The sequence below is a fragment of the Kitasatospora sp. NPDC088346 genome, from assembly GCF_044740765.1.
Taxonomy (GTDB): Bacteria; Actinomycetota; Actinomycetes; order Streptomycetales; family Streptomycetaceae; genus Kitasatospora.
This window is the reverse complement of sequence record NZ_JBIURH010000001.1, coordinates 95769-118702: the sequence shown is the minus strand read 5'-3', so window position 1 is coordinate 118702 and position 22934 is coordinate 95769. Positions and strand designations below refer to the sequence as shown.

At 74.7% G+C, this 22934-nt stretch carries 19 protein-coding genes and 3 tRNA genes; 2 read left to right on the top strand and 20 right to left on the bottom strand.

All coding sequences use genetic code 11. The annotated features are described in order from the left end of the window. Window positions 1–3: 3 nt before the first annotated feature. From ACIOFR_RS00495 to ACIOFR_RS00480, 4 genes are all read right to left on the bottom strand, one after another. Window positions 4–2580 carry a ComEC/Rec2 family competence protein gene (locus ACIOFR_RS00495; protein WP_400991411.1) on the bottom strand — a complete coding sequence of 859 codons (2577 nt, stop codon included), beginning with the start codon at window positions 2578–2580 and terminating at the stop codon, window positions 4–6. 124 nt (window positions 2581–2704) lie between these two features. Then, window positions 2705–3718, bottom strand: a complete 1014-nt coding sequence (locus tag ACIOFR_RS00490) for a helix-hairpin-helix domain-containing protein (RefSeq protein WP_400991410.1) — start codon at window positions 3716–3718, stop codon at window positions 2705–2707. Window positions 3719–3841: 123 nt separating this feature from the next. After that, window positions 3842–4687 carry a DegV family protein gene (locus ACIOFR_RS00485; protein ID WP_400991409.1) on the bottom strand — a complete coding sequence of 282 codons (846 nt, stop codon included), beginning with the start codon at window positions 4685–4687 and terminating at the stop codon, window positions 3842–3844. 62 nt (window positions 4688–4749) lie between these two features. Beyond that, window positions 4750–5559 carry a hypothetical protein gene (locus ACIOFR_RS00480; RefSeq protein WP_400991408.1) on the bottom strand — a complete coding sequence of 270 codons (810 nt, stop codon included), beginning with the start codon at window positions 5557–5559 and terminating at the stop codon, window positions 4750–4752. Window positions 5560–5876: 317 nt separating this feature from the next. On the opposite strand from ACIOFR_RS00480, the gene ACIOFR_RS00475 reads away from it, so the two are divergent. Further along, entirely contained in the window at window positions 5877–6860 is a 984-nt protein-coding gene (locus ACIOFR_RS00475) for a helix-turn-helix transcriptional regulator (protein ID WP_400991407.1), read from the top strand. 100 nt (window positions 6861–6960) lie between these two features. Here ACIOFR_RS00475 and leuS read toward each other — a convergent pair whose 3' ends face one another. From leuS to ACIOFR_RS00420, 11 genes are all read right to left on the bottom strand, one after another. Next, complete coding sequence (leuS, locus tag ACIOFR_RS00470) at window positions 6961–9840, bottom strand: leucine--tRNA ligase (protein ID WP_400991406.1); 2880 nt, start codon at window positions 9838–9840, stop codon at window positions 6961–6963. Between the two features lie 313 nt (window positions 9841–10153). Next, window positions 10154–11452, bottom strand: coding sequence for a hypothetical protein (locus ACIOFR_RS00465; RefSeq protein WP_400991405.1), 1299 nt, complete (start codon window positions 11450–11452; stop codon window positions 10154–10156). A gap of 136 nt (window positions 11453–11588) precedes the next feature. Continuing rightward, window positions 11589–11661, bottom strand: a tRNA-Ala gene (locus tag ACIOFR_RS00460). Window positions 11662–11944: 283 nt separating this feature from the next. Beyond that, window positions 11945–12017 (bottom strand) — tRNA-Ala (locus ACIOFR_RS00455). Between the two features lie 37 nt (window positions 12018–12054). Beyond that, window positions 12055–12127, bottom strand: a tRNA-Ala gene (locus tag ACIOFR_RS00450). A 106-nt stretch (window positions 12128–12233) separates the two neighbouring features. Beyond that, window positions 12234–12881 (bottom strand): histidine phosphatase family protein, encoded by a 648-nt coding sequence (locus tag ACIOFR_RS00445; protein ID WP_400992099.1) that lies wholly within the window; start codon window positions 12879–12881, stop codon window positions 12234–12236. Next, the gene (gene rsfS, locus ACIOFR_RS00440) at window positions 12878–13324 is read right to left on the bottom strand and encodes a ribosome silencing factor (RefSeq protein WP_400991404.1); all 447 of its coding nucleotides are present in this window, start codon (window positions 13322–13324) and stop codon (window positions 12878–12880) included. The genes ACIOFR_RS00445 and rsfS overlap by 4 nt, the downstream gene beginning before the upstream one ends. 107 nt (window positions 13325–13431) lie before the next feature. After that, window positions 13432–15306: a LytR C-terminal domain-containing protein gene (locus tag ACIOFR_RS00435; RefSeq protein WP_400991403.1), complete on the bottom strand. Its 1875-nt coding sequence runs from the start codon at window positions 15304–15306 to the stop codon at window positions 13432–13434. A gap of 16 nt (window positions 15307–15322) precedes the next feature. Next, the gene (gene nadD / locus ACIOFR_RS00430; protein ID WP_400991402.1) at window positions 15323–15949 is read right to left on the bottom strand and encodes a nicotinate-nucleotide adenylyltransferase; all 627 of its coding nucleotides are present in this window, start codon (window positions 15947–15949) and stop codon (window positions 15323–15325) included. Window positions 15950–16033: 84 nt separating this feature from the next. Continuing rightward, window positions 16034–16180 (bottom strand): hypothetical protein, encoded by a 147-nt coding sequence (locus tag ACIOFR_RS00425; protein WP_400991401.1) that lies wholly within the window; start codon window positions 16178–16180, stop codon window positions 16034–16036. Between the two features lie 186 nt (window positions 16181–16366). Beyond that, entirely contained in the window at window positions 16367–16513 is a 147-nt protein-coding gene (locus ACIOFR_RS00420) for a hypothetical protein (RefSeq protein WP_400991400.1), read from the bottom strand. Between the two features lie 235 nt (window positions 16514–16748). Between ACIOFR_RS00420 and ACIOFR_RS00415 the strand changes: the two genes are divergently transcribed. Then, window positions 16749–17831 (top strand): M48 family metallopeptidase, encoded by a 1083-nt coding sequence (locus ACIOFR_RS00415; RefSeq protein ID WP_400991399.1) that lies wholly within the window; start codon window positions 16749–16751, stop codon window positions 17829–17831. Window positions 17832–17883: 52 nt separating this feature from the next. Here ACIOFR_RS00415 and ACIOFR_RS00410 read toward each other — a convergent pair whose 3' ends face one another. The 5 genes from ACIOFR_RS00410 to proB form a co-directional block, all read right to left on the bottom strand. Next, window positions 17884–18939, bottom strand: coding sequence for a hypothetical protein (locus ACIOFR_RS00410; protein ID WP_400991398.1), 1056 nt, complete (start codon window positions 18937–18939; stop codon window positions 17884–17886). A gap of 67 nt (window positions 18940–19006) precedes the next feature. Continuing rightward, on the bottom strand, window positions 19007–19576 hold the full coding sequence (locus ACIOFR_RS00405; RefSeq protein ID WP_400991397.1) for a hypothetical protein: 570 nt from the start codon (window positions 19574–19576) through the stop codon (window positions 19007–19009). A gap of 96 nt (window positions 19577–19672) precedes the next feature. Beyond that, window positions 19673–20977 (bottom strand): glutamate-5-semialdehyde dehydrogenase, encoded by a 1305-nt coding sequence (locus tag ACIOFR_RS00400; protein WP_400991396.1) that lies wholly within the window; start codon window positions 20975–20977, stop codon window positions 19673–19675. A 100-nt stretch (window positions 20978–21077) separates the two neighbouring features. Beyond that, window positions 21078–21578 (bottom strand): hypothetical protein, encoded by a 501-nt coding sequence (locus ACIOFR_RS00395; RefSeq protein WP_400991395.1) that lies wholly within the window; start codon window positions 21576–21578, stop codon window positions 21078–21080. Window positions 21579–21656: 78 nt separating this feature from the next. After that, complete coding sequence (proB, locus tag ACIOFR_RS00390; protein WP_400991394.1) at window positions 21657–22793, bottom strand: glutamate 5-kinase; 1137 nt, start codon at window positions 22791–22793, stop codon at window positions 21657–21659. Between the last annotated feature and the right edge of the window lie 141 nt (window positions 22794–22934).

Genomic DNA, 22934 nt, shown 5'->3' with positions numbered 1-22934 from the left:
GGCTCACCCCCGTGGCGGGTGCGGGTGGACCGCCGTCGCCAACGTGCGGCCGGCCCCGAGGACGGCGATGTCCCCCGACCGGTCCGTGCGCAGCACGGTGGCGCCCCGCGCCCGGAGCCGGTCGACGGTCTGCGCCGAGGGGTGGCCGTACGGGTTGTCCGCGCCGCAGCTGATCAGGGCGAGCCGGGGGTGCAGGGCCGCGGCGAGCGCCCAGTCCTGGTGGGCGGAGCCGTGGTGGGCGACCTTGAGCACCTGGACCCCGCCCGGGGGCGGGCCACGGGCGAACAGGGCCGCCTGCGCCGGGGGCTCCAAGTCCCCCAGCAGCGCGATCCGCAGGGCATCCGTGTCCGGGCCGACGGTGACGAGGAGCGCCACACTGGCGTTGTTGGCCCCGGGGGCGGCCGGGTCGGGGGCGCCGTCCGGCCACAGCACCTCCCAGGACAGGCCCGGCCCCGCCGTGCGGCGTTCGCCGCGCCCCGCGCGCAGCAGCGGCACCCCGGCGTCGGCGGCCCAGCGGACCACCCGGGCCCGCTCCCCCGGTGGGTCCTCCAGCGTGGTGGTCTGCACGGCGCCGACCCGGCGGCCGCGCAGCACCCCGGGCAGGCCCTCGACGTGGTCGGCGTGGAAGTGGCTGAGGATCAGGATCGGGATCCTGGTGATCCCGAGCTCGCGCAGGCAGGCGTCGGCCGCCTTCGGGTCCGGGCCGGTGTCCACCACGACCGCGGTGTCGGCGGTGAGCGGGAGCACCGTCATGTCGCCCTGGCCGATGTCGCACAGGACCAGCCGCCAGCCGGGCGGCGGCCAGCCGGTGGCGAGCCTGGTGAGGGTGGGCGGGCGCAGCAGCGCGATCGGGACCAGCACGGCGCAGACCAGGACGAGGATCCGGTGCAGCCGCCGGAGGCCCGGGTGCCCCAGGGGCCGGCCCGCCGGGCCGGCGGCGACGGCCCAGCAGAGGGCCAGGACGGTGGCGGCCAGCAGCGCGGCACCCGGCAGGCCGCCGGGCCAGGCGAGTTGGGCGCCCGGCAGGTCGGCCCCGTGCCGGGCGACCAGGACCAGCCAGCCGGCCGGGACGGCGGCGAGGTCGGCGAGCAGACGCGCGGCGCCGTGCGACAACGGGTCGGCGGCGAGCACCGCGAATCCGAGCAGGGTGGCCGGTGCGACGGCGCCCTCGGCCAGCAGGTTGCACGGGAGGGCGACCAGGCTGATCCGGGGGGCCAGCAGGATGGTGACGGGTGCGCAGAACGCCTGGGCTGCCGCGGTGGCCGCGGCAGCGGTCGCCAGGTGGCGAGGCCAGCCGCGGGCGAGCAGGGAGGCCGTCCAGCGCGGCCCGAGGGTGAGCAGGCCCGCGGTGGCCAGCACGGACAGCAGGAACCCGAACGAGCGGGCGAGGTAGGGATCCCAGAGAACCAGCACCAGTACGGCTCCGGAGAGCGCGGGCAGGGCCTGGCGTGGACGGCCGTGGGCGAGCGCGAGCAGCCCGATCAGTCCGGTGGCGGCCGCCCGCAGGACGCTCGGATCGGGTCGGCAGACGGTGACGAAGGCGAGGGTCAGTGCCGTCCCGAGGAGGGCGGTGGTCCGCAGGGACAACCCCAGCAGCCGGGCCAGTCCGCCCCGCTCGGTGGTGCCCGCCCGGCCCGGGTTGCCGAGCAGGACGGTCAGCACGATGGCGAGGTTCGCGCCGCTGACCGCGGTGAGGTGGCCCAGGTCGGTGGCACGGAAGTCCTCCGCCAGCTCCTCCGGCAGGCGGGAGGTGTCACCGACGACCAGGCCCGGGAGCAGGCCTCCGGGATCCGGTGGAAGGTGTTCGCAGGCCGCGCGGAGCCCGCCGCGCAGGCGGGCGGCGACCCGCTGCGGGAGGCTGGGCGGGGCGAGCAGCCTCGGCGGGCCGTGGACCTGGAGCAGGGCGGCCGTGTCGTACCGCCCCGGGCCCGCGGGCAGCACCCGGACGTCCGCGCCGACCCGGGTGGACGGGATCAGTTGTCGCCAGGCGGCCGCGTCCTCGGCGCGGACCATCAGGGTCACCGGAGTCCGGGTGGCGACCGGTGGCGGGCGGCCGGGCCCGTCGAGGCGGACCTGCTCGACCAGCGCGGCCACGGTGAGGATCGGGCGGGCTGCCGCAGTACCGCGCGCCCGCGGGCTGTGGGATCTCGGGTCCCCCGACACCGTCAGCTCCACGGTCGCGTCCGTACGCGGCGCGAGCGCGGGGGCCGGCGCTGGCGCGGAGCCTGGCGTCGGCACGGAGCCTGACATCGGCGCGGAGCCTGACATCGGCGCTGGCGCGACCGAGCCCCCGGTGGGCTCGGGGACGGGTTCGGCAGGTGGCTCGGCCGGCGCCGCGAGCGGGCCGCGGTGGAGATCCGCGGTGTGCAGAACGGTGGTCGTCGCGGCGGCGGCACCGGTGAGCAGGACTGCCGCGAGCATCAGGTGCGCCGACCGTCGGCCGCGGGCGGTGAAGGCGAACAGGACGAGGGCGGCGGCCGCGGCCAGCCCGGCCGTGAGCAGCACCAGCGGATGGTCCTCGGAATCGCTGTCGAGGACGGCTGCGGTGACCGCCCAGGCGGAGACGGCGGGGAGGAGCAACCGGAGGTCGGGCCGTCCCGGCGTACCGGGCGGGGCGTCGGAGCGGTGCGGGATGGTGGCACCTCCCTGGGCAGGACGGTGGTGACCGGGGCACGGGCGGTCGGGGCGGTGAGGGCGCGGCGGATCAGAGCGACAGCAGCGATTTCAGCTCCTCGTACTTGCGGACCCCGATCCCGCTGACCTGGCGGAGCTGGTCGAGGGAGCGGAACGAGCCGTGCTCCTGACGGAACTGGATGATGCGCTGGGCCAGCGTCGGCCCGACGCCGGGCAGGGCGTCGAGCTGCTCGACGGTGGCGCGGTTGAGGCTGAGCGGCCCGGCCCGGGTGGCCGGCCCCGTGGCGGCGGGCTGCGCACCGGGGAGACCGACCAGGATCTGCTCGCCGTCCGTCAGCACTCGTGCCAGGTTGAGGCTTTGGGTGTCGGTGCCCGGAAGCGGGCCACCCGCCGCACCGAGTGCGTCCGCCACCCGGGCGCCGGCGGGCAGCTTGAGCAGACCGGGGTGCAGCACCCGGCCTGCCACGTCGACCACCACGCCGGGGCCGGTGGGCCCGCCGGACTCGTCCGCGACGGACGGCCCCGCACTGCCCGACGGCCCGGCCGTGCCGGGCGGCCCCGTGCCCGGCGGACCGGCCCCCGCCGGCCGCTCCGGTGATTCGGCGACCGTCGTGGCGGGGACGGGCACCGGCTCCGGTCGCCCCAGCCAGAAGTGCTGGACGGCATAGCCGACGGCGAGCAGCAACAGGACGCCCAGCCCCACCACCGCACGCCGGTCGAGCGACAGCCCCGGGGGAAGATCCGGCATCATCCGTCGCCGACCGGGCGGCGCCGGATCGGGCGTCACCGGATCGTGGGCCGGCGGATCGGGCGTCAGTGGATCGGGCTCCACCGGCTCAGGCATCGACGGCTCGGGAGCGGCCGGATCGGGAACGGCCGGATCGAGATCCGGATCGAGGTCGGCAGCGGCACCGGGCGGCGCCGCTCCCGGCGGCACGGAGTGACTCGCGGTGACGACCGGTCTCGACGGCCCGCTCCGGTCCCCCGATGCGGGCGACGGGAGCGTGAACAGGTTGGCCATCCGCCCGCGGACGGCTTCGGCGGTGTCCTGGCGACGGGCGCTGCCCGGCAGCATCGTTCTCATGGCGAGGACGGTAGGCGCAGCCGCCCCGACCCGGCGGAAGTCCTCGATTCCCTGTGGAAAAACCCCGGCTGTGGATAACTCAGGTAGCCCGAACGAGTGAGTTTGCGCAGCTCAAAGCGGCAGTCACCGCGGCGCAACCACCACGGCCAGCAGCCCCGGCCCGACGTGTGCCCCGATCACGGCGCCGACCTCCCCCACGTACAGCTCGCGCAGCCCGGGGACGCGCTCCCGCAACCGCTCCGCGAGGGGCTCCGCCCGGTCCTCGGCGGCCAGGTGGTGGACGGCGATGTCGACCTCCCGCTCCCCCGCCTCCTGCACCGCGATCTCCTCCAGCCGGGCGATCGCCCGGGAGGCCGTCCGGACCTTCTCCAGGGGTTCGATCCGCCCCCCGGCGAGGTGCAGCAGCGGCTTCACGGCCAGCGCGGAGCCGACCAGCGCGCGGGCCGCCCCGATCCGTCCGCCCCGGCGCAGGTACTCCAGGGTGTCGACGTAGAAGAACCCGCGGGTCTGCTCGGCCCGCCGACCCGCCGCGGCCGCGGTCTCCTCGATCCCGCGGCCCGCCGCGGCCGCCTCGGCCGCGGCCAGGACGCAGTGGCCGAGGGCCATGCCGACCAGTCGGCTGTCCACCACCCGCACCGGGATGCCCACCTCGGCCGCGGCCAGCCGGGCGGCCTCCGCGGTGCCGGACAGCTCCGCCGAGATGTGGACGGAGACGATGCCGCCGGCACCGGCCTCGGCCGCCGCCCGGTAGGCCGCGACGAAGGTCTCGGGGCTCGGCCGCGAGGTGGTCACCCGGCGCTTGGCGCGCAACGCCTCGGCCACGTCCTTGGGGGAGATCTCCACCCCCTCGGCAAGCGCCTCGTCGCCCACGACGACGCTGAGCGGTACGACCTCGATCCGATGGCGGTCCACCACGTCCTGGGGCAGATAGGCGGTGGAATCGGTGACGAGAGCGAGGTGGCCGGGCATGTGCCGGAGGTTACTCCCCGTTCGGCCAGGAAGACAGCGCCCGCCCCGCTCCGCCCCAGCGCCTACGACCCGCCGGGGCTCGGCTTCCGCAGCCGGTCGGCCAGCCGTGCGAGTGGCTCGGCGAGCCCGAGGACCTCCTCGGCACTCACCCGCCGCCCGGCCGCCCCGAGCACCTTCCGCTCCTCCGCCGCCGCACCGGCCGCGCCCGCCCGCACCCCTGACGCACCGTCGCTCCCGGAGGCCGCACCCGCACCCGTTCCAGCACCAGCAGCCGGACCCGCCCCCGGCCCCGACGCAGCACCCCGAGCCCCGTCCCCGGCGGTGTCCCAGTGCCGCAGCGCCCCCGCCTCGGTGGTGCACTCCTCCGTCAGCCGGCCCAGTTCGTCGTCGGCGAAGCGCCGCATCCGGTCCTGGGCGGCCCAGCGCAGCGACTCCGCGGAGTGGGTGATCCGCTCGGCCCGCTCGCGGAGTTCGGCGAGCTTGGCCGTGACCCGGGCGCCGTCCGGCTCCCGCTCCAGCATCCGCAGCTCGCCGTCGAGTTCGGCGGCGTGCGCGTCGAGGCGGGTCAGCAGTTGGAGGGCCTCACCGAGCTGGCCGTCCTGCGGCAGTCCGCTCTCCAGCACCTGCCGGGTGCTGTCGAGCGCGGTGCGCAGCGCCAGCCGGACGGCCGCCAGCTGTCCCTGCGGCCCGGGTTTGGTGAAGGTCTTCGCCTTGAGGGCGACGTTCTCGACCGTGCGGCGGGCCTGGGCCTCGTGCCGCTCGACCTTGGCCGCGACGGCCTTGGCCGCCTTCACGGTGCCGACCACCGCCATCGTCAGCAGCGCCACCCCGAAGAGCAGAACCAGCACCACCACCACACCGATCGCGTCCATGGAGCGCCCACCTTCTTCCACCGCTGCCACCGGGCCGGGCTGCTGCCCGGGTGCGGCCTGCCGCGACTGCCGATGTCTCCACCGTAGCGGCCGGGCCGTAGCGGGTGGACCCGTCGGTCGCCCGCGAGCCCAGAGATCAGGGGCGGCTCAGGGGTCCCGCAGGTCCGGCTCAGGGTGCCCTCAGGGCTTCCCGCCCACCCCGGGCCCCGCGCCCCACCATCCCGCGCCGCCCCACCATCCCGCGTCCCACCATCCCGCGTCCCACCATCCCGCGTCCCGAACCTCCCCCCGCCACGATCGGTGCCACACTGGCCGCCATGCTGGAGACCTCCGCCCGTCTGCTGCGTCTGCTCTCGCTCCTCCAGGTCCGTCGTGACTGGCCCGGTGCGAACCTGGCGAACCGCCTCGGTGTCGATGTCCGCACGGTCCGCCGGGACGTCGACAAGCTGCGCAGCCTCGGGTACCCGGTGGAGTCCGCCCCGGGCGTGGCCGGCGGCTACCGGCTGGGTGCGGGCGCGGAGATGCCGCCGCTGTTGCTGGACGACGACGAGGCCGTCGCGGTGGCCGTCGGGCTGGGGACGGCGGCGGGCGGCACGGTGTCCGGGATCGAGGAGTCCTCGGTCCGGGCCCTGGCCAAGTTGCTGCACGTGATGCCGTCGCGGCTGCGGCACCGGGTGGACGCGCTGGCGTCCGCGACGGTCACCCTGGCCTCGAACGGCCCGGTCGTGGACGCCGCCGCGCTGACCGCGATCGCCGGCGCCTGCCGGGCGCACGAGCGGCTGCGGTTCGACTACCGCGCGTACGACGGCAGCGAGAGCCAGCGCGACGCCGAACCGCACCGGCTGGTGCACACCGGCGTGCGCTGGTACCTGGTCGCCTGGGACACCGCCCGGGCGGACTGGCGGAACTTCCGGGTGGACCGGATGTCGCTGAGGCCGCCGGCCGGCCCGCGGTTCGCGCCCCGGCGGCCACCCGAGGTGGACATCCGGGACTACCTCTCCTGGGAGGTGGCCCTCGGCCAGTACCGCTACCAGGCGCGGTTCACCGTCCGGGCGCCCGCGCACGTCGTCGCGCAGCAGGTCAAACCCACCGCGGGCCTGGTCGAGCCGTTGGACGAGCACAGTTGCACCCTGCGGGCCGGCTCCCACTCGCTCAGCGGCCTGGCCGTGTACGTCAGCGTGCTCGGCTTCGACTTCACCGTCCACGAGCCGCCGGAGCTGGTCGAGCACGTCCGGCTGATGTCCGACCGGCTGCGGGCCGCCGCTTCCTCCCCCGAGGATGCCGCGCCCTCCCCCGGATAGGACCGGCCCCCGCCCCCCGGACGGCGCGGAAGCGGGCCGCGTAGCACGCGAAAGCCGGCCGCCCCCTGAGGGAGCGGCCGGCGTCCGTGCGCCGCGGCGGTCAGCCGGTGACGATGTTCACCAGCTTCGGCGCCCGCGCGATGACCTTGCGGACCGGGGCGTCGCCGATCGCGGCGACCACGGCCGGGTCGGCCAGGGCCAGCGCCTCCAGCTCGGCGTCGGAGATCGACGGCGCGACCTCCAGCCGGGCCTTGACCTTGCCCTTGATCTGCACCACGCAGGTGACCGTCTCGTCGACCACGTAGGCGGGGTCGGCGACCGGGTAGTCGGCGAAGGCCAGCGACTCGTCGTGGCCCAGCCGGCGCCACAGCTCCTCGGCGATGTGCGGGGCCAGCGGCGCGACCAGCAGGACGATCTGCTCGGCCACCGGACGCGGCGTGGAGCCCCGCTTGACCAGGAAGTTGTTCAGCTCGATGGCCTTGGCGACGGCGGTGTTGAAGCGCAGGCCGGCCATGTCGCCGCGGATGCCGTCGATGGCCTTGTGCAGGGCGCGCAGGGTGGCCTCGTCCGGCTCCTCGTCCGTCACCACCAGCTCGCCGGTGGTCTCGGAGACGACGTTGCGCCACAGGCGCTGCAGGAAGCGGTACGAGCCGACCACGGCGCGGGTGTCCCACGGGCGCGAGACGTCCAGCGGGCCCATCGACATCTCGTACAGGCGCAGGGTGTCCGCGCCGTACTCGTCGGCGATCTCGTCCGGGGCGACGGCGTTCTTCAGGGACTTGCCCATCTTGCCGGCCTCGCGCTTGACCGGCTCGCCCTGCCAGACGTACTGGCCGTCGCGCTCCTCGACCTCGGCGGCGGGCACCGGGAAGCCGCGCTCGTCGCGGTAGACGTCGGCGGTGATCATGCCCTGGTTGAACAGCTTGTGGAACGGCTCGACCGAGGACACGTGGCCCAGGTCGTGCAGCACCTTGTGCCAGAAGCGGGCGTACAGCAGGTGCAGCACCGCGTGCTCGGCACCGCCGACGTACAGGTCGACGCCGCCGGCCGGCTTGTCGGCCGTCGGGCCCATCCAGTAGGCCTCGTTGGCGGGGTCGACGACCTTCTCGCGGTTGGCCGGGTCGATGTAGCGCAGCTCGTACCAGCAGGAACCGGCCCAGTTGGGCATGGTGTTGGTCTCGCGGCGGTAGGTCCTGACCCCGTCGCCCAGGTCCAGCTCGACGGTGACCCAGTCCTCGTTGCGCGACAGCGGGGTCTTCGGCGAGGAGGTGGCGTCGTACGGGTCGTAGGTGTGCGGCGAGTAGTCCTCCACCACGGGCACCTCGACCGGCAGCATCGACTCGGGCAGCGCGTGCATCGCGCCGTCCTCGTCGTAGACGATCGGGAACGGCTCGCCCCAGTACCGCTGGCGGCTGAACAGCCAGTCGCGCAGGCGGAAGTTGACCGTGCCCTCGCCCAGGCCGCGCGCGGCCAGCCAGGCGGTGGCGGCGGCCTTGGCGTCGACCACGCCCAGACCGTCCAGGGACAGGTCGTCGTGGGCGGAGTTGACGATGACCGAGTCGTAGGTGTCGAAGGCGTCGTCCCACCCGGCCGGGTCCTGGCCGCGGCCGTCGGTCGGCTCGACCACGCAGCGCATCGGCAGCCCGAAGGCGCGGGCGAAGGCGAAGTCGCGGTGGTCGTGGGCCGGGACGGCCATGATCGCGCCGGTGCCGTAGCCCATCAGCACGTAGTCGGCGATGAACACCGGGACCTGCTCGCCGCTGACCGGGTTCACGGCGTACGCGCCGGTGAACACGCCGGTCTTGACCTTCGCCTCGACCTGCCGCTCGACGTCGGACTTGGCGGCGGCCGCCGCCCGGTACGCGGCCACGGCCTCGGCCGGGGTGGCAGCTGCGCCGGTCCACTCGGCCGGGACACCGGCGGGCCACTCGGCGGGCACGATCGAGTCGACCAGGTCGTGCTCGGGCGCCAGCACCATGTAGGTGGCGCCGAACAGGGTGTCAGGACGGGTGGTGAAGACCGTGATCGCGCCCTCGCCGACCGCGAAGTCGACCCGGGCGCCCTCGGAGCGGCCGATCCAGTTGCGCTGCTGCAGCTTGATGGCCTCGGGCCAGTCCAGGTGCTCCAGGTCGGTGATCAGACGGTCGGAGTAGGCGGTGATCCGCATCATCCACTGGCGCAGCTTCGACTTGAAGACCGGGAAGTTGCCGCGCTCGGAGCGGCCGTCCGCGGTGACCTCCTCGTTGGCCAGCACGGTGCCCAGGCCGGGGCACCAGTTGACCGGCACCTCCTTGGAGTACGCCAGCCGGTACTCGCCCAGCACCTCGTCCCGCTCGACGGCGGACAGCTCGGACCAGGCCCGGCCGTCCGGCGTCGGGCGCGAACCGTCGGCGAAGGCGGCGATCAGCTCGGCGATCGGACGGGCCCGGCCGGCCTCCTGGTCGTACCAGGAGTTGAAGATCTGCAGGAAGATCCACTGCGTCCAGCGGTAGTACTCCGGGTCGATCGTGGCGATCGAGCGCCGCGAGTCGTGGCCCAGACCCAGCCGGCGCAGCTGGCGGCGCATGTTGGCGATGGCCGCCTCGGTGGTGATCCGGGGGTGCTGGCCGGTGGCGACGGCGTGCTGCTCGGCGGGCAGGCCGAAGGCGTCGTAGCCCAGCGTGTGCAGCACGTTGTGGCCGGTCATCCGCTGGTAGCGGGCGTAGACGTCGGTCGCGATGTAGCCCAGCGGGTGGCCGACGTGCAGGCCTGCGCCGGAGGGGTACGGGAACATGTCCATGATGAAGCTGTGCGGCTTCGCGGAGACCTCGCCGGCCGAGGCCTCGGCCAGGGGGCCGACCGGGTTGGGGGCGTCGAAGGTCCCCGACTTCTCCCACAGGTCCTGCCAGCGGGACTCGATCTCGGCGGCCAGCGCGGCGCCGTAGCGGAAAGGCTCGGTGGCGGCGTCGGCCGCGCCGGAAGCAGGGGTCGTCTCGCTCATGGTCCTTCGGGCTCCATCGTCATCAGTTAGCGAACCGGGCAGCGTCCCCGGGCAGGCCATCAGGCCTCAACCGGTCCGGAAAGCAAAAAGGCCCCTCGCAGGAGGGGTCGCCACGCCGACTCCGGCCCCCGCCCGGGGGCGTCGGCCGGTCCTGGTCAGCGCGGCCGGCTAAGGAGCAGGCGCACGGTTCGCATGGGGTCAGGGTACCGCAAGGGGGCATGGCCCCCGGGCGGCCGTCCGGCGCGGCCCCGCACGGCCGGCCGGCCCGAGCCGCCGGGTCGAACTCCCGCAGCGCACGGGCCAGCCGCACGGGTCAGAGCGGTCGGCCGGCCCGGACCGCCGCGTCGAACTCCCGCAGCGCACGGGCCACCCGCCCCGACTGCATGCCGGCCGCCAGCAGCCGGGCCTCCTCGGCGATCCGGTCCGCCTCCTCCTGCTCGCCGGTGCGCCGGTAGGAGTCGGCCAGCCGCACCATGAGCAGGGCCCTGGCCCTGGCCCGCTCGGGCGAGAGCGCCCCGACGGCCGAGGTCAGCAGCGCGCGGGCCCGTTCGTGCTCGCCGAGGAAGAGGTGGCCCTCGCCGACCATGCCCTCCAGGTCGGCCCGCTCCTGGACGTGGTCCAGCTCGCCGTCCAGCGCTTGGAAGGCCCGTTCGGCGACCGCCTCGGCGCTGATCTGCTCGCCCTTGCGTCCGTGCGCCCGGGCGATCCGGCCGAGCTGCAGGGCCCGCTCACGGGGGGTCAGCACCTCGTCGGCGGCGCGCAGCGCGGTGGAGAGCATGGCGACGGCGTCCAGCCCTCGCCCCCCGGAGTTGTAGGTGGCCTGGACGGCGAGGCAGCCGACCACGCTGACGCCGAGCCGCGGGTCCCCGGAGACGTGCGCGGCGCGCAGCGCGGCGACGAAGGCCCGCTGGGCGGCGGCGTCGTTGCCCATGTCGTAGCTGGCCCAGCCGACCAGCCGGGCCAGCCGCCCGGCCGCGCCGTACAGCTCGCGCCCGAGCGGTTCGTCGTAGCGGCCGAGCTCCAGCAGCTTGCCGACCATGGCGAGCTCGGCCTTGGCCGGGCCGAGGATCAGGCCACCGCCGTAGGCCCGCTCCAGGCGCTGCTTGCTCTCGTAGGAGAGCCGCAGGTCGGCGAGCTGCTCGGCGGCGATCCGCAGCGCGCCCTCGCCGCCGGTGACCTCCGGTGGCGGTGAGGCCCAGTGCCGGGCGGCCTGCTCCAGCTCGTCGCCGCGGAACAGGTCGGTGAGGCGGACGGGTGCCGCGTCGGCGCCGGCCTCGCGCAGCGCGGTCTGGGCGGTGTCCGCCGTCCACGGGTCGGTGAGCAGCCGGGGCGAGAGCACCTTGGCGCCGCGGCTGCCGCCCATCTGGCCCCAGAGCTGCTCGTAGGTGACGGCGATGCCGACGGTGCGGCTGAGCACCTCGCAGACGGTCTGGTCGTGCGGGGAGCGCGGCACCATGCCGCGGTCACGCCACTTGTACGGCGCGGTGGAGCTGATCGCGAGCCCGGGCGGGAGCATCGCGCTCACCTCGCGGGCGAGCCGCTCGGGGCTCCAGCCGAGCTGGTGGAGTATCCGTGCCAGCTCTTCGTTGCGTTTGCGTGCCAGGTCGGCCATGGCACGACCGTAGCCGTCGCACCGCTCGCGCCGGTAGGGCCCTGGTGGTTCGCGGGGCCGGGCCCGGGGCGGCCGCGCCGGCTGACGGAACGCCAGAAGGACCGCCTCCCACCGGGAGGCGGTCCTTCTGTTCCTGTGGAGCTATGGAGAATCGAACTCCAGACCTCCTGCATGCCATGCAGGCGCTCTACCAACTGAGCTATAGCCCCTTGCCGTTGTCCCCGGCGTTTCCCCCGGCGACATCGCCAACAATACACGGTCACCGGGGTGGGTCCCTAATCGCTTTCCGGCGCCCCGGCACCGGCCGCCACCTGGGACGTCACCGGGCGGGCCGGGCCGGCCGCCGCCCCCGCCACCACCCCCGCCACCGTCATCGCCCGCGCCCGCGCCACCGCGACCGCCGCCGCGCCCGCGCCCACGACCGCGGGACATGAGACTCCGGGAAACGCAGAAGGCCGCCACCCGGATCGGGTGACGGCCTTCACTCCACTGTGGAGCTATGGAGAATCGAACTCCAGACCTCCTGCATGCCATGCAGGCGCTCTACCAACTGAGCTATAGCCCCGCGACACATGCGGCCCTGACGGACCACCGGTGCGGAGTGGAGCTATGGAGAATCGAACTCCAGACCTCCTGCATGCCATGCAGGCGCTCTACCAACTGAGCTATAGCCCCGCGTTCCCGCGATTCCCGCTTTCCTTTCGGTCTGCGTTCCTCCCTGCGAACGAGGAAGACTCTAGCTGGTCAGAGCCGGAACTGCGAAATCGCCTTCGGTTCACCGTCAGGTCTCGTCCCCGATGACCGGCTCGGGGAGGGTGCCGGCGTTGTGCTCCAGGAGCCGCCAGCCCCGCGCGCCGCGGCCGAGCACCGACCAGCAGCAGTTGGAGAGGCCTCCGAAGCGCTCCCAGTGCACCGGGTCGAGGTCGAGCAGCCGCCCGAGCATGGTGCGGATGGTGCCGCCGTGGCTGACCACCACCAGGGTGCCGTCCTCCGGCAGCTTCTCGACCGCCGCCAGCACCACCGGGACGGCACGGTCCGCGACCTCGGTGGCCAGCTCGCCGCCGCCGCGCCGGACCGGCTCGCCCTGCGCCCACGCATCGAACTGCTCCGGGAACCGGGCCCGGATCTCGGCGTTGGTCAGCCCCTGCCACTCGCCCGCGTAGGTCTCCCGCAGGCCCTCGTGGTGGTCCACCCCGAGGCCGGTGACCTTGGCCAGCTCCGCCGCCGTGTGCCGGGCGCGCTGGAGGTCGGAGGAGACCACCAGGTCGGGCTGGAGGCCGGCGAGCAGCCGGGCCGACCGCCTGGCCTGCTCGACGCCCTGCTCGGTGAGCGGGATGTCGGTGCTGCCCTGGAATCGGGACTCCAGGTTCCAGGAGGTCTGGCCGTGCCGCCAGAAGACGATGCGCGGCCCCCGCGCGGCGCGGCTCAGCTCTCGTCCTCGGGGAGGCCGGAGACGGCGTTGCCCGCGGCGTCGGTGACGGCGTTCTCGGGCCGGTTGCGGGTGGCCACCGCGTCGGCAGGCAGCGGCACCTCGGGGCAGTCCTTCCAGAGCCGGTCGAGGGAGTAGAAGGACCGCTCCTCGGAGTGCTGGACGTGCACCACGATGTCCAGGTAGTCGAGCAGGATCCAGCGACCCTCGCGCTCGCCCTCGCGGCGGACCGGCTTGATGTCGAGCTGCTCGCGCAGCTGGTCCTCGATCTCCTCCGCGATGGCCCGCACCTGGCGGTCGTTGGCGGCCGACGCGATCAGGAAGGCGTCGGTGATCGACAGCACCTCGCTGACGTCGAAGGCGATGATGTCGTGGGCCAGCTTGTCGGCCGCCGCCTGGGCGGCGACGTTGAGGAGTTCCTGGCTGTGGTCGGTGACGGTCACGGTGTACTTCCCGCTCGATGGCAATAACGCCTTCCAGGATCTCACGAACGGGCCGGGGCCCGGATCGGACGATCCGGGCCCCGCTCCCGCCTGCTCGAACCGGCGGGTCAGGGCGCCTTCGGCGGCTGGTAGTCCTTGCCCAGGACGACCACCAGATCCGCGTTCTGCGCCTCGGACGCCTTCTTCACGGCGGTCTCCGGCAGCCCCAGCGCGCCGGCCAGGGCCTTGGCGTCCGCGGCCCGGGAGTCGTCGGTGTAGCGGATCTCGGTGGTCGCCTGCGCGGCCGTCTTGGCGGTGCTGGGCACCAGCTCCAGACCCGCGTTGACCGCCTGGATGCCCGCGGTGGTGGCGTTCTGGTCGTTGCCCGAGGCGTTCACGAACGACACCCGGGTGGCCGTGCCGCCCGCCGTGACCGCGCCCGCCTTCACCGTGCCGCCGAGGATCTCCTTGACCTGCTGGCCGGCCGTGGCCTCGTCCAGCGTGCCGTCCGGCTTCACCTTGAGCGTGCTGCCCGTCAGGTGCCCGTCCCGGGCCTGGCCGGCCAGCAGGGCGAGCACCCCGCCGAGCTGCTTCTCCGCCAGCGACGGGTCCAGCACCGCGTTCATCCGGTGCACGTCGTCGGTGGACTCCGCCAGGTCGGTCGGCATGGTGCGGACCACCGCCTCCAGCACCTTCCCGAACCGGGCCAGCTGAGCGTCCCGGCCCTCGGTCGGCGCCTGGTACGTGGCGTAGGCGACCGAGGCCTTGCCGGTCAGCGTCACGCCCTTGCCGGCCGCGGCGAGCACCTTGCCGTCCGGCTTGTTGCCCTCCCGGACCTCGACGTCGGTGTCCACCTTCACGCCGCCCAGCTGGGCGACCAGCAGCTCCAGGTACGGGGTGTCCAGCCGCCAGGTGCCGCCCACCGGGGCGCCGAGCACCGTGCTCAGCCCCTCCCGGGTGGCGGAGGCGCCGATCGTGTCGAGCCCCTGGCCGACCGTGACGGTGCCGGCGTCGCCGCCGGGCACCTTCAGGGTGTCCGGCAGCATCAGCACCGAGCCCTTGTGCCCGGCCGCGTCGTTCACCAGCAGCGCGGTGGAGACCTTGCCCTGAAGGTCGCGCAGGTGCACCACGTTGACCTGCCGGTCGCCGGCCACCGCGGCCGCGTCCTCGCCGCCGCCGAGCTTGCCGGCCCACCACAGGTAGCCGACTGCCCCGCCGGACAGCACCGCCAGCACCACCAGCAGGGCGACCAGCCGGTTGCGCAGCCGGCGGCGGCGCTCGGCCCGGACCTCGCTGCGCGACTCGGCGAACTTCAGCCAGTCGATGACGTCCTCGGACTCCTCCGCCTGTTCGTCCACGAAGGTGAACTCGCCGGTCGAGTAGTCGTCCTTGGGGGCCCGGGGGGTCCGTCGCCCGCCGACCTGCTCGGAAGGCTGCGCCGGCTCGGCCGGCGGCGCGGCAGCGGGAGTGGGCGGCGCGGGCCTGGGCCGCGGGGGCGCGGGCGGCGCCGCCTGCTGGACGGGCTGCGCCTGCCGCTGCGCGGGGGCCGGCCCGGCGGCGTACGGGTCCTGGGCGTAGAGCTGCTGCTCGTGCGCGTACCCCTGGCCGTACCCGCCGGAGGGGTCGTAGACCGGCTGCTCGGGCTGGTACGGCTGCTGGTAGTACCCCTGCTGCCCGCCCCGGCCGCCCTGGCCGTACTGCTGGCCGCCGTACTGCTGGCCGCCCTGGTGCTGGCCCTGGCCGTACTGCTGGGACGGGTCCTGGTACGCCGGCTGCTGCTGTCCGCGGGAGTACCCCTGGCCGTACCCGGCGGAGGCGTCGTGCGCGGGCTGTTCGGGCTGGTAGGGCTGCTGCTGGTAGTAGCCCTGCCGGCCGTCCCGGCCGTACGGCTGCCCGTCCTGCGCGTAGCCCTGGCCGTACGCCCCGGAAGGCTCCTGGTGCGGCTGCTGCTGGTACGGGTACCAGGTCCCGTCGTCCTGGCCGCGGTCTGGCGATCCGGTCACGCCGCCCCTCCCGGGTTCAAGGCTGGGCCGGCGCGTAGAGCGCCCGCTTGTCGATGTAACGGACCACGCCGTCCGGCACCAGGTACCAGACCGGTTCGCCCTTGGCGACCCGGTCGCGGCAGTCGGTCGAGGAGATGGCCAGCGCGGGCACCTCCACCAGGGAGACCCTGCCGACCGGCAGGCCGGCGTCGGAGAGGGTGTGCCCCGGGCGGGTGCAACCGATGAAGTGGGCGAGCTCGAAGAGTTCCTCGGAGTCCCGCCAGGAGAGGATCTGGGCGAGCGCGTCGGCGCCGGTGATGAAGAACAGCTCGTCGTCCGGGTGCAGGGCGTGCAGGTCGCGCAGGGTGTCGACGGTGTAGGTCGGCCCGTCCCGGTCGATGTCGATCCGGCTGACCGAGAACTGCGGGTTCTCCGCGGTCGCGATGACCGTCATCAGGTAACGGTCCTCGGCGGCGGACACGGCGCGGTCCAGCTTCTGCCACGGCTGCCCGGTCGGCACGAAGATCACCTCGTCGAGGTGGAACGCGCTCGCGACCTCACTGGCGGCGACCAGGTGCCCGTGGTGGATGGGGTCGAACGTGCCCCCCATCACGCCGAGTCGCCTCGTCGTCACGCCCTGCGCGCCCCTGGCCTGCTCTCTCATGGCGCCACACCATACGCGACCCGGATTGCCGCCGGGAATGCGCGAGCCCGCGGGGCCCCGCGCCGGGGCCCCGCGCCGCCCGGGTCAGCGGTCGCGGTTGAAACGCGTGGTCACGAAGAGCAGGAGCAGCAGGATGAACAGTGCGGAGCCGCCGGTCAGGTACGGGCTGAGGCTCTCGTGGTTGCCGCCCTCGGCGAGCTGGGTGAGGGCGGGCAGTGCAGCGTTGCTCATGGTCGGCAGGACCTTCTCGGCTCGGTGACGGACCAGGGGTGCGGGCCTGGGTGGCCCGCCCGCTCATCGTACGGGGGGTGCCCCCGCAACCGCGCGGCGGCCCACCGCGTCCCCCAGGTGGGTGGCGGACCGGTGTCCGGACGGGCCGTCAGCCGATGCCCGGTCAGTGCGGCCGCACCGGACGGCTCAGCTGTTGCGGCCGGCCCGCAGCAGCAGCCAGGCCAGCAGTCCGACGCCGACGAAGGACGCCACCACGATGATCCGCAGGAACAGGCCCGGGCCGTTCTCGGTCGAGATCGGGCCGGCCAGGTGCGCCAGGGTGGCAGGGGACATCGCGGGACTCCTCGGGTGCTGCGGGGTGCTGCTCGGCGGCCCGGCCCCGTCACGGGGCCCGGCCCTGCCAGGGTAGACCGGCTTACGCCGGACCATCGGAGGCGCCCCCGGGCGCACCGCCGGCGGGGCCCGGGGGCCGCGCCGGGGACGAGTACGGACGTACGGACGTTGGAGCGATCAGCAGCGGGGGCCGGCCGGGGAGCCGGTGCCGGCATCGACCAGGGAGGTACTCAGCATGTCCGATCTGACCAAGGAGACCGCGCCGAGCCGGCGCCGGCAGCGCTTCCCGGGCATCTCGACCCGGGCCTGGGAGCACCCGGCGGACCGCTCGGCGCTGGTGGCCCTGCGCAAGCTCAGTGGGTTCGACGAGGTCCTCAAGAAGCTCGCGGGCCTGGTCTCCGAGCGCAGCGTCCGGCTGATGTTCCTGGCCACCGCGGTGCGGACCTCCGAGCGGCAGTTCCCGGAGCTGCACAGCATGGTCAGGGACGCCGCCTACGCGCTGGACCTGGAGAAGGTCCCGGACCTGTACGTGACGCAGGACCCGTCGGTCAACGCCATGTGCATCGGCATGGACACCCCGATCATCGTACTGACCAGCGGCCTGGTCGACCTGCTCGACGAGGAGGAGCTGCGGGCCGTGGTCGGCCACGAGGTCGGGCACGCGATGTCCGGACACGCCGTCTACCGGACGATGCTGCTGATCCTCACCAACATCGCCGCCCGGATCGCCTGGCTGCCGCTCGGCACCCTCGCCATCACCGCGGTCATCACCGCGCTCAAGGAGTGGTTCCGCAAGGCCGAGCTCTCCTGCGACCGGGCCGGCCTGCTGGCCGGTCAGGACCTCCAGGCCTCGATGCGCGGCCTGATGAAGCTGGCCGGCGGCCACAACCTGGCCGAGATGAACGTCGACGCCTTCCTGGAGCAGGCCGAGGAGTACGACAGGGCGGGCGACCTGCGCGACGGCGTGCTCAAGCTGCTCCAGGTGCTGCCGCAGACCCACCCGTTCGCGGTGGTGCGGGTGGCCAAGCTCAAGAAGTGGGCGGAGAGCGAGGAGTACCGCTCGATCCTGGCCGGCGCCTACCCGCGCCGCGGCGACGACCCGGACGCCTCGGTCGGCGCCCAGTGGAAGGCCGCCGCGGACTCGTACTCGCAGTCGGTCAAGGAGAGCAAGGACCCGCTGATGGGCCTGCTGCGGGACGTGGCCGGCGGCGTCGGCACGGTCGGCGGAAGGCTCCGGGACACCTTCGCGGGTGCCCGCAACGGCTCGGGCCCGGACGCCGGCGGCCCGGAGGCGAACGGCTCCAACGGCTCTGTCTGACCCTCGGCGGGGCGGGGCGCCGGCCCGGCGCCCCCGCCCCGCACCGCCGCCGTCAGCCGGTCGGCGCGCCCAGCACCCCGCACAGCTGCCAGGCCGGACGGGCGTGGTCCGCGGGGCTGACCGCGGCCGGCGCCGTGCCCTCCGAGCCCGCCGGCAGCGGCTGGAGGTACCCCGCCGCGTCCGCACCGCAGGCGGTGGGGCCGGCGTGCACCACGGCGTCGACCAGCCGCACCCGCCCGGCGCCGATGTCGCCGTGCTCGAACTCGAAGCGCAGCTCCCGGCGGACCGAGAACAGCGTGGCGGGCGCCTGGGCCGTCCCGGCCGGCCGCACCGCGTAGACGAAGGTGTGGTCCGCGGTGATCTCCAGCGTCCCGCTGTCCGCCTCCACCACCCGGGCCTGCCCGGTCACCTTGACCCGCTCGGTCGCCAGCGCGACCTTCCCCGGGTCGAAGCGGACGAGCCAGCCGGTGGCGGCGTGCCGCTGGTCGTCCCGCGGGGCGTTCAGGCTGTCGTCGTACTGCGCCTGCTCCCCCGGCGTCACCAGGGCCCGCGCCCGGCCGGTCTCGCCCTCCACCAGGGTGCTCGGCGCCAGCGAGGACGCCACCAGGTACTGCTTCACGCTGTCCAGGGCCCGGGCGGTCTCGGGCCGGGTGAAGTGCACGGTGCCCGCCGCGGCCGGCAGGCCCAGGCCCCCGGCGCCGTCCGCGAAGTCCGCGGGCAGCCCGGCGAACGGATCGCCCGGGTCCGCGACCGGCGCGACCGCCGCCGCGGGGCTCAGCGCCACCATCGTCGAGGTCAGCTGGTTGCCGCTCGCCGCGCCGCCCGCCCGGTGCGGGGAGCTCACCCCGAAGTACACCGCCGCGGCGAACGCGAGCACCACCAGCAGCAGCAGCGCGACGGCCTGCCGGGGCAGCGAGCCCAGCGCCCCGAAGCCGATCCGGGCCCGGGTGGCACGCGGGTGGCCACCGCCCAGGCGCTCCTGCGCGGAGAGTTCCTGGATGCGGGCAGCGCGGACGAACGATTCGTCGAAGACCACGGACCGGAACTCGTCCTCGTTGCCGGAGCCGCCCTCGGGGGTACCCTCGGGAGGCTCGCGCGGGTCACCCATACCACCAGGGTAGACGCGGGCCCGGCCCCGTACGAGGGGCCGTGCGCAACTTCTGCCGGCGACCGGCTCAGCCCGAGGGCAGGCCCGCCACCGCCGGGGCCGGACCGACCGGGGCGCCCGTGCTGCTGCCGCTCTCCGGCCGGCGCGGGCGCTCGTCCGCGCCGCCGCCGGTGCCCCGGTAGATCGCGGCCACCGCGACGGCCACCACGCTGATGCCCATCACCACGGCCAGCACCCAGGCCACCGGCCGGTGCCAGCGCTGCTGCGCGACGTCCCGGCCCTGGCCGATCCGCTGCGACCGGCCCGGACGGCCCCAGCGGGAGCGCCGCCGGGAGCGGTCCAGCGCGGACCACGGATCGGGATACCGCCGGTCGTCGTCGAGACCTCGCGGGTGCGGCCGCAGCTCCAGCGGCAGCCCCTCCCCCGAGGTCGTCAGGTCATAGCCCCGACCGGCGCCGGCCGCGTCCGGCTCGAACCTCGCCTCGGCGGCAGCCAGCTGCCGCTCCAGCGCGCTCGGCTCACGGACCGCGGCGGACCGGACGAACGCCTCGTCGAAGACCACGGTGGCGAACTCGTCGTCCGCACCACCGTGATCGGCGCCGTCGGGGTACGGCGAACCCCCCACATCGTCAGCCACGGATTCAGCGTATTACCGGGCGGCCCTTTTGTCTGGGGCTCCCGGCAGTTGGTCCGGCACCCGGGTGGTGCGGTCCGCCGCTCCGCCGGCCCCGGCTCAGGACCCGACGGTCTGGGTCGCCTCGCCCCGCACGTGCCCGTCACCGGTGACGATGTACTTGGTGGAGGTCAGCTCGGGCAGTCCCATCGGGCCGCGGGCGTGCAGCTTCTGGGTGGAGATGCCGATCTCCGCGCCGAAGCCGAACTCGCCCCCGTCGGTGAACCGCGTCGAGGCGTTGACGGCCACCGTGGTGGCGTCCACCAGCTGGGTGAACCGGCGGGCCGCCGCCTGCGAGGTGGTCACGATCGCCTCGGTGTGGCCGGAGGACCAGCGGCGGATGTGCGCGACCGCGGCGTCCAGCGACGGCACCACGGCGGCCGCCAGGTCCAGCGACAGGTACTCGGCCTCCCAGTCCTCCTCGGTGGCCGGCACCACCGTCGCCGCGGAACCCTCCGCGGCCTTCAGCACCGCCTCGTCGCCGTGCACCGTCACCCCGGCCTCGGCCAGCGCCGCCAGGGCCAGCGGCAGGAACTCCGCCGCGACGTCCTGGTGCACCAGCAGCGTCTCGGCCGAGTTGCAGACGCTGACCCGCTGCGCCTTGGAGTTGAGCAGGATGCCGACGGCCATCGCCAGGTCGGTCCGGGCGTCCACGTAGACGTGGCAGTTGCCGGTACCGGTCTCGATCACCGGGACGGTCGAGCCCTCGACCACGGTCCGGATCAGCGAGGCGCCGCCGCGCGGGATCAGCACGTCCACCAGGCCGCGGGCGCGCATCAGCTCCTGCACCGAGTCCCGGCTCTCGCCCGGCACCAGCTGGACGGAGTCGGCCGGCAGACCGGCCCCGGCCACGGCGTCCCGCAGGACGGCGACCAGCGCGGTGTTGGAGCGGTACGCGGAGGCCGAGCCGCGCAGCAGCACCGCGTTGCCGGACTTCAGGCAGAGGGCGGCGGCGTCGACGGTCACGTTCGGCCGGGCCTCGTAGATGATGCCGACCACGCCGAGCGGCACCCGCACCTGGCGCACGTCCAGGCCGTTGGGCAGGGTGTAGCCGCGGACCACCTCGCCGACCGGGTCCGGCAGACCGGCCACGTCCCGCACGTCGGCGGCGATCGCGGCGATCCGCTCCGCGTCCAGGGTCAGCCGGTCCACCACCGACTCGGCGGTGCCGGCCTCCCGGGCCCGCGCGACGTCCTCGGCGTTGGCCGCGGTGATCTCCGCGGTCCGGGCCACCAGCGCGTCGGCGATCGCCAGCAGCGCGGCGTCCTTGACGCTGCGCTGCAGCGGGGCGAGCTCGGCGGCCGCCTCCCGGGCACGGCGCGCGGCGGCGAGGACGGGGCTGTCGGTGGTGGCGTGGTCGCTCATGCCGCAAAGGGTAGCGAGTCCCGCGCGCTTGTCCGGCCCGCGTCCTGTCCCGTGAGACGTCCGCCGGCCCGCGATCCCCGCGCACGCCCGCCGCGCCGGGCTAGTAGGGGTGCACGCCACCGAGGTGCGGGGGCGGGTCCCCGAAGCCCTCGGCCACCCGTTTGTGGTACGTCGGGCGGTCGACGACCTCCAGGCCGACGATCTCCCACGGCGGGAGGTTCGCCGAGCCCTTGTGCTCGCCCCACAGCCGCAGCGCGATGGCCGCCGCGTCGTGCAGGTCGCGGGCCTCCTCCCAGTAGCGGATCTCCGCGTGGTCGGTGGCGTAGCGGGCCGTCAGGAAGAAGGAGTGGTCGTACGCGAGGCGCTCCAGCGCCGTCCGCAGCTCGCCGAGCGGGGTGGCGCGGCCCGCCACGCTGAGCACCACGTGCCACAACCTGCCCTGCTCGGGCTGCGGTTGGTCGTCCTCGACCTGCGGGTGCAACTCCCGGACGGTCTCGCGCGGTTGGCGCTGCGACGGCTCGGCCCGGCGACCGCCCGCGATGCTGGTCAGCCTCCGCTCCGCCGTCTCTCCGGGCAGTGCTCCCTGGAGCCTGCGTCCCACCGGCGGCCTCCTGTTCGGCGACGACACTGTCCGGACCCGGCCGGGCCCGCCTGACCCTCTCCCCCGCAGGGCCTGCCGTCAGCCGCGCAGGACGACCAGGTCGTCGCGGTGGACGACCTCGCGCTCGTACTCGGCACCGAGCTCCTGGGCCAGTTCCCGGGTGGACCGGCCGAGCAGACGGGGCAACTCCCTCGCATCAAAGTTGACCAGTCCGCGGCCGACGATGTGGCCGTTTTCACCAAGAAGGTCGACCGGATCACCCGCGGTGAAGTCCCCGTCCACCCGGGTCACCCCGGCGGGCAGCAGCGACTTCCCGCCGTGCACCACGGCGTCCACCGCGCCGGCGTCCAGGTGCAGCGCGCCGCGCGGGGTGGAGGCGTGCTCCAGCCAGAGCAGGCGGTCGGCGGAGCGGTTGCCGGTGCGCCGGAAGAGGGTGCCGGTGGGCCGGCCGGCCAGCGCGTCGGCGGCGTGGCTGGCGGCCGTGAGCACGACCGGGATGCCCGCGCCGGTGGCGATCCGGGCGGCCTCGATCTTGGTCACCATGCCGCCGGTGCCGACCCCGGCCTTGCCGGCGCTGCCGATCTCGATCCCGTCCAGGTCGTGCGGGCCGTTCACCAGCTCGATCCGGCTGGTGCCGGGCCTGCTCGGGTCACCGTCGTACAGGCCGTCCACGTCCGAGAGCAGCACCAGCAGGTCCGCGCGCACCAGGTGGGCGACCAGCGCGGCCAGCCGGTCGTTGTCCCCGAACTTGATTTCGGCGGTGGCGACGGTGTCGTTCTCGTTGACGACCGGCATCGCGCCCATCGCCAGCAGCTGGTCCAGGGTGCGGTAGGCGTTGCGGTAGTGCGCCCGGCGGCTGGCGTCCTCGGCGGTCAGCAGCACCTGGCCGACCCGCACCCCGTACCGGGCGAAGGACGCGGTGTACCGGGCCACCAGGAGCCCCTGGCCGACGCTGGCGGCCGCCTGCTGGCGGGCCAGGTCGCTGGGGCGCCGGTCCAGGCCGAGCGGCGCCAGGCCGGCCGCGATGGCGCCGGAGGAGACCAGCACCACGTCCGGGGCGTCCGCCCGGTTGCGGACCTTGGCCAGGGCGTCGACGAGGGCGTCCACCCGGTCGGCGTCCAGCCCGCCGGCCGCGGTGGTGAGCGAGGACGAACCGACCTTGACGACGATCCGCCGCGCGGCCAGGACTTCCTGCCGCAGTGTCTGATCCGTCATCAGTGCCCTCCGGTCGTACGGGATCGGGCCCACCGGCCCGATCGCAATCTACGGGATGCCGCCACGGCGCCCGTACGCCGTTTCACCCCGTGGACGTACGGCCCGGGGTACGGGTCACCCCCGGGTGCGCGGTCTCCCGCA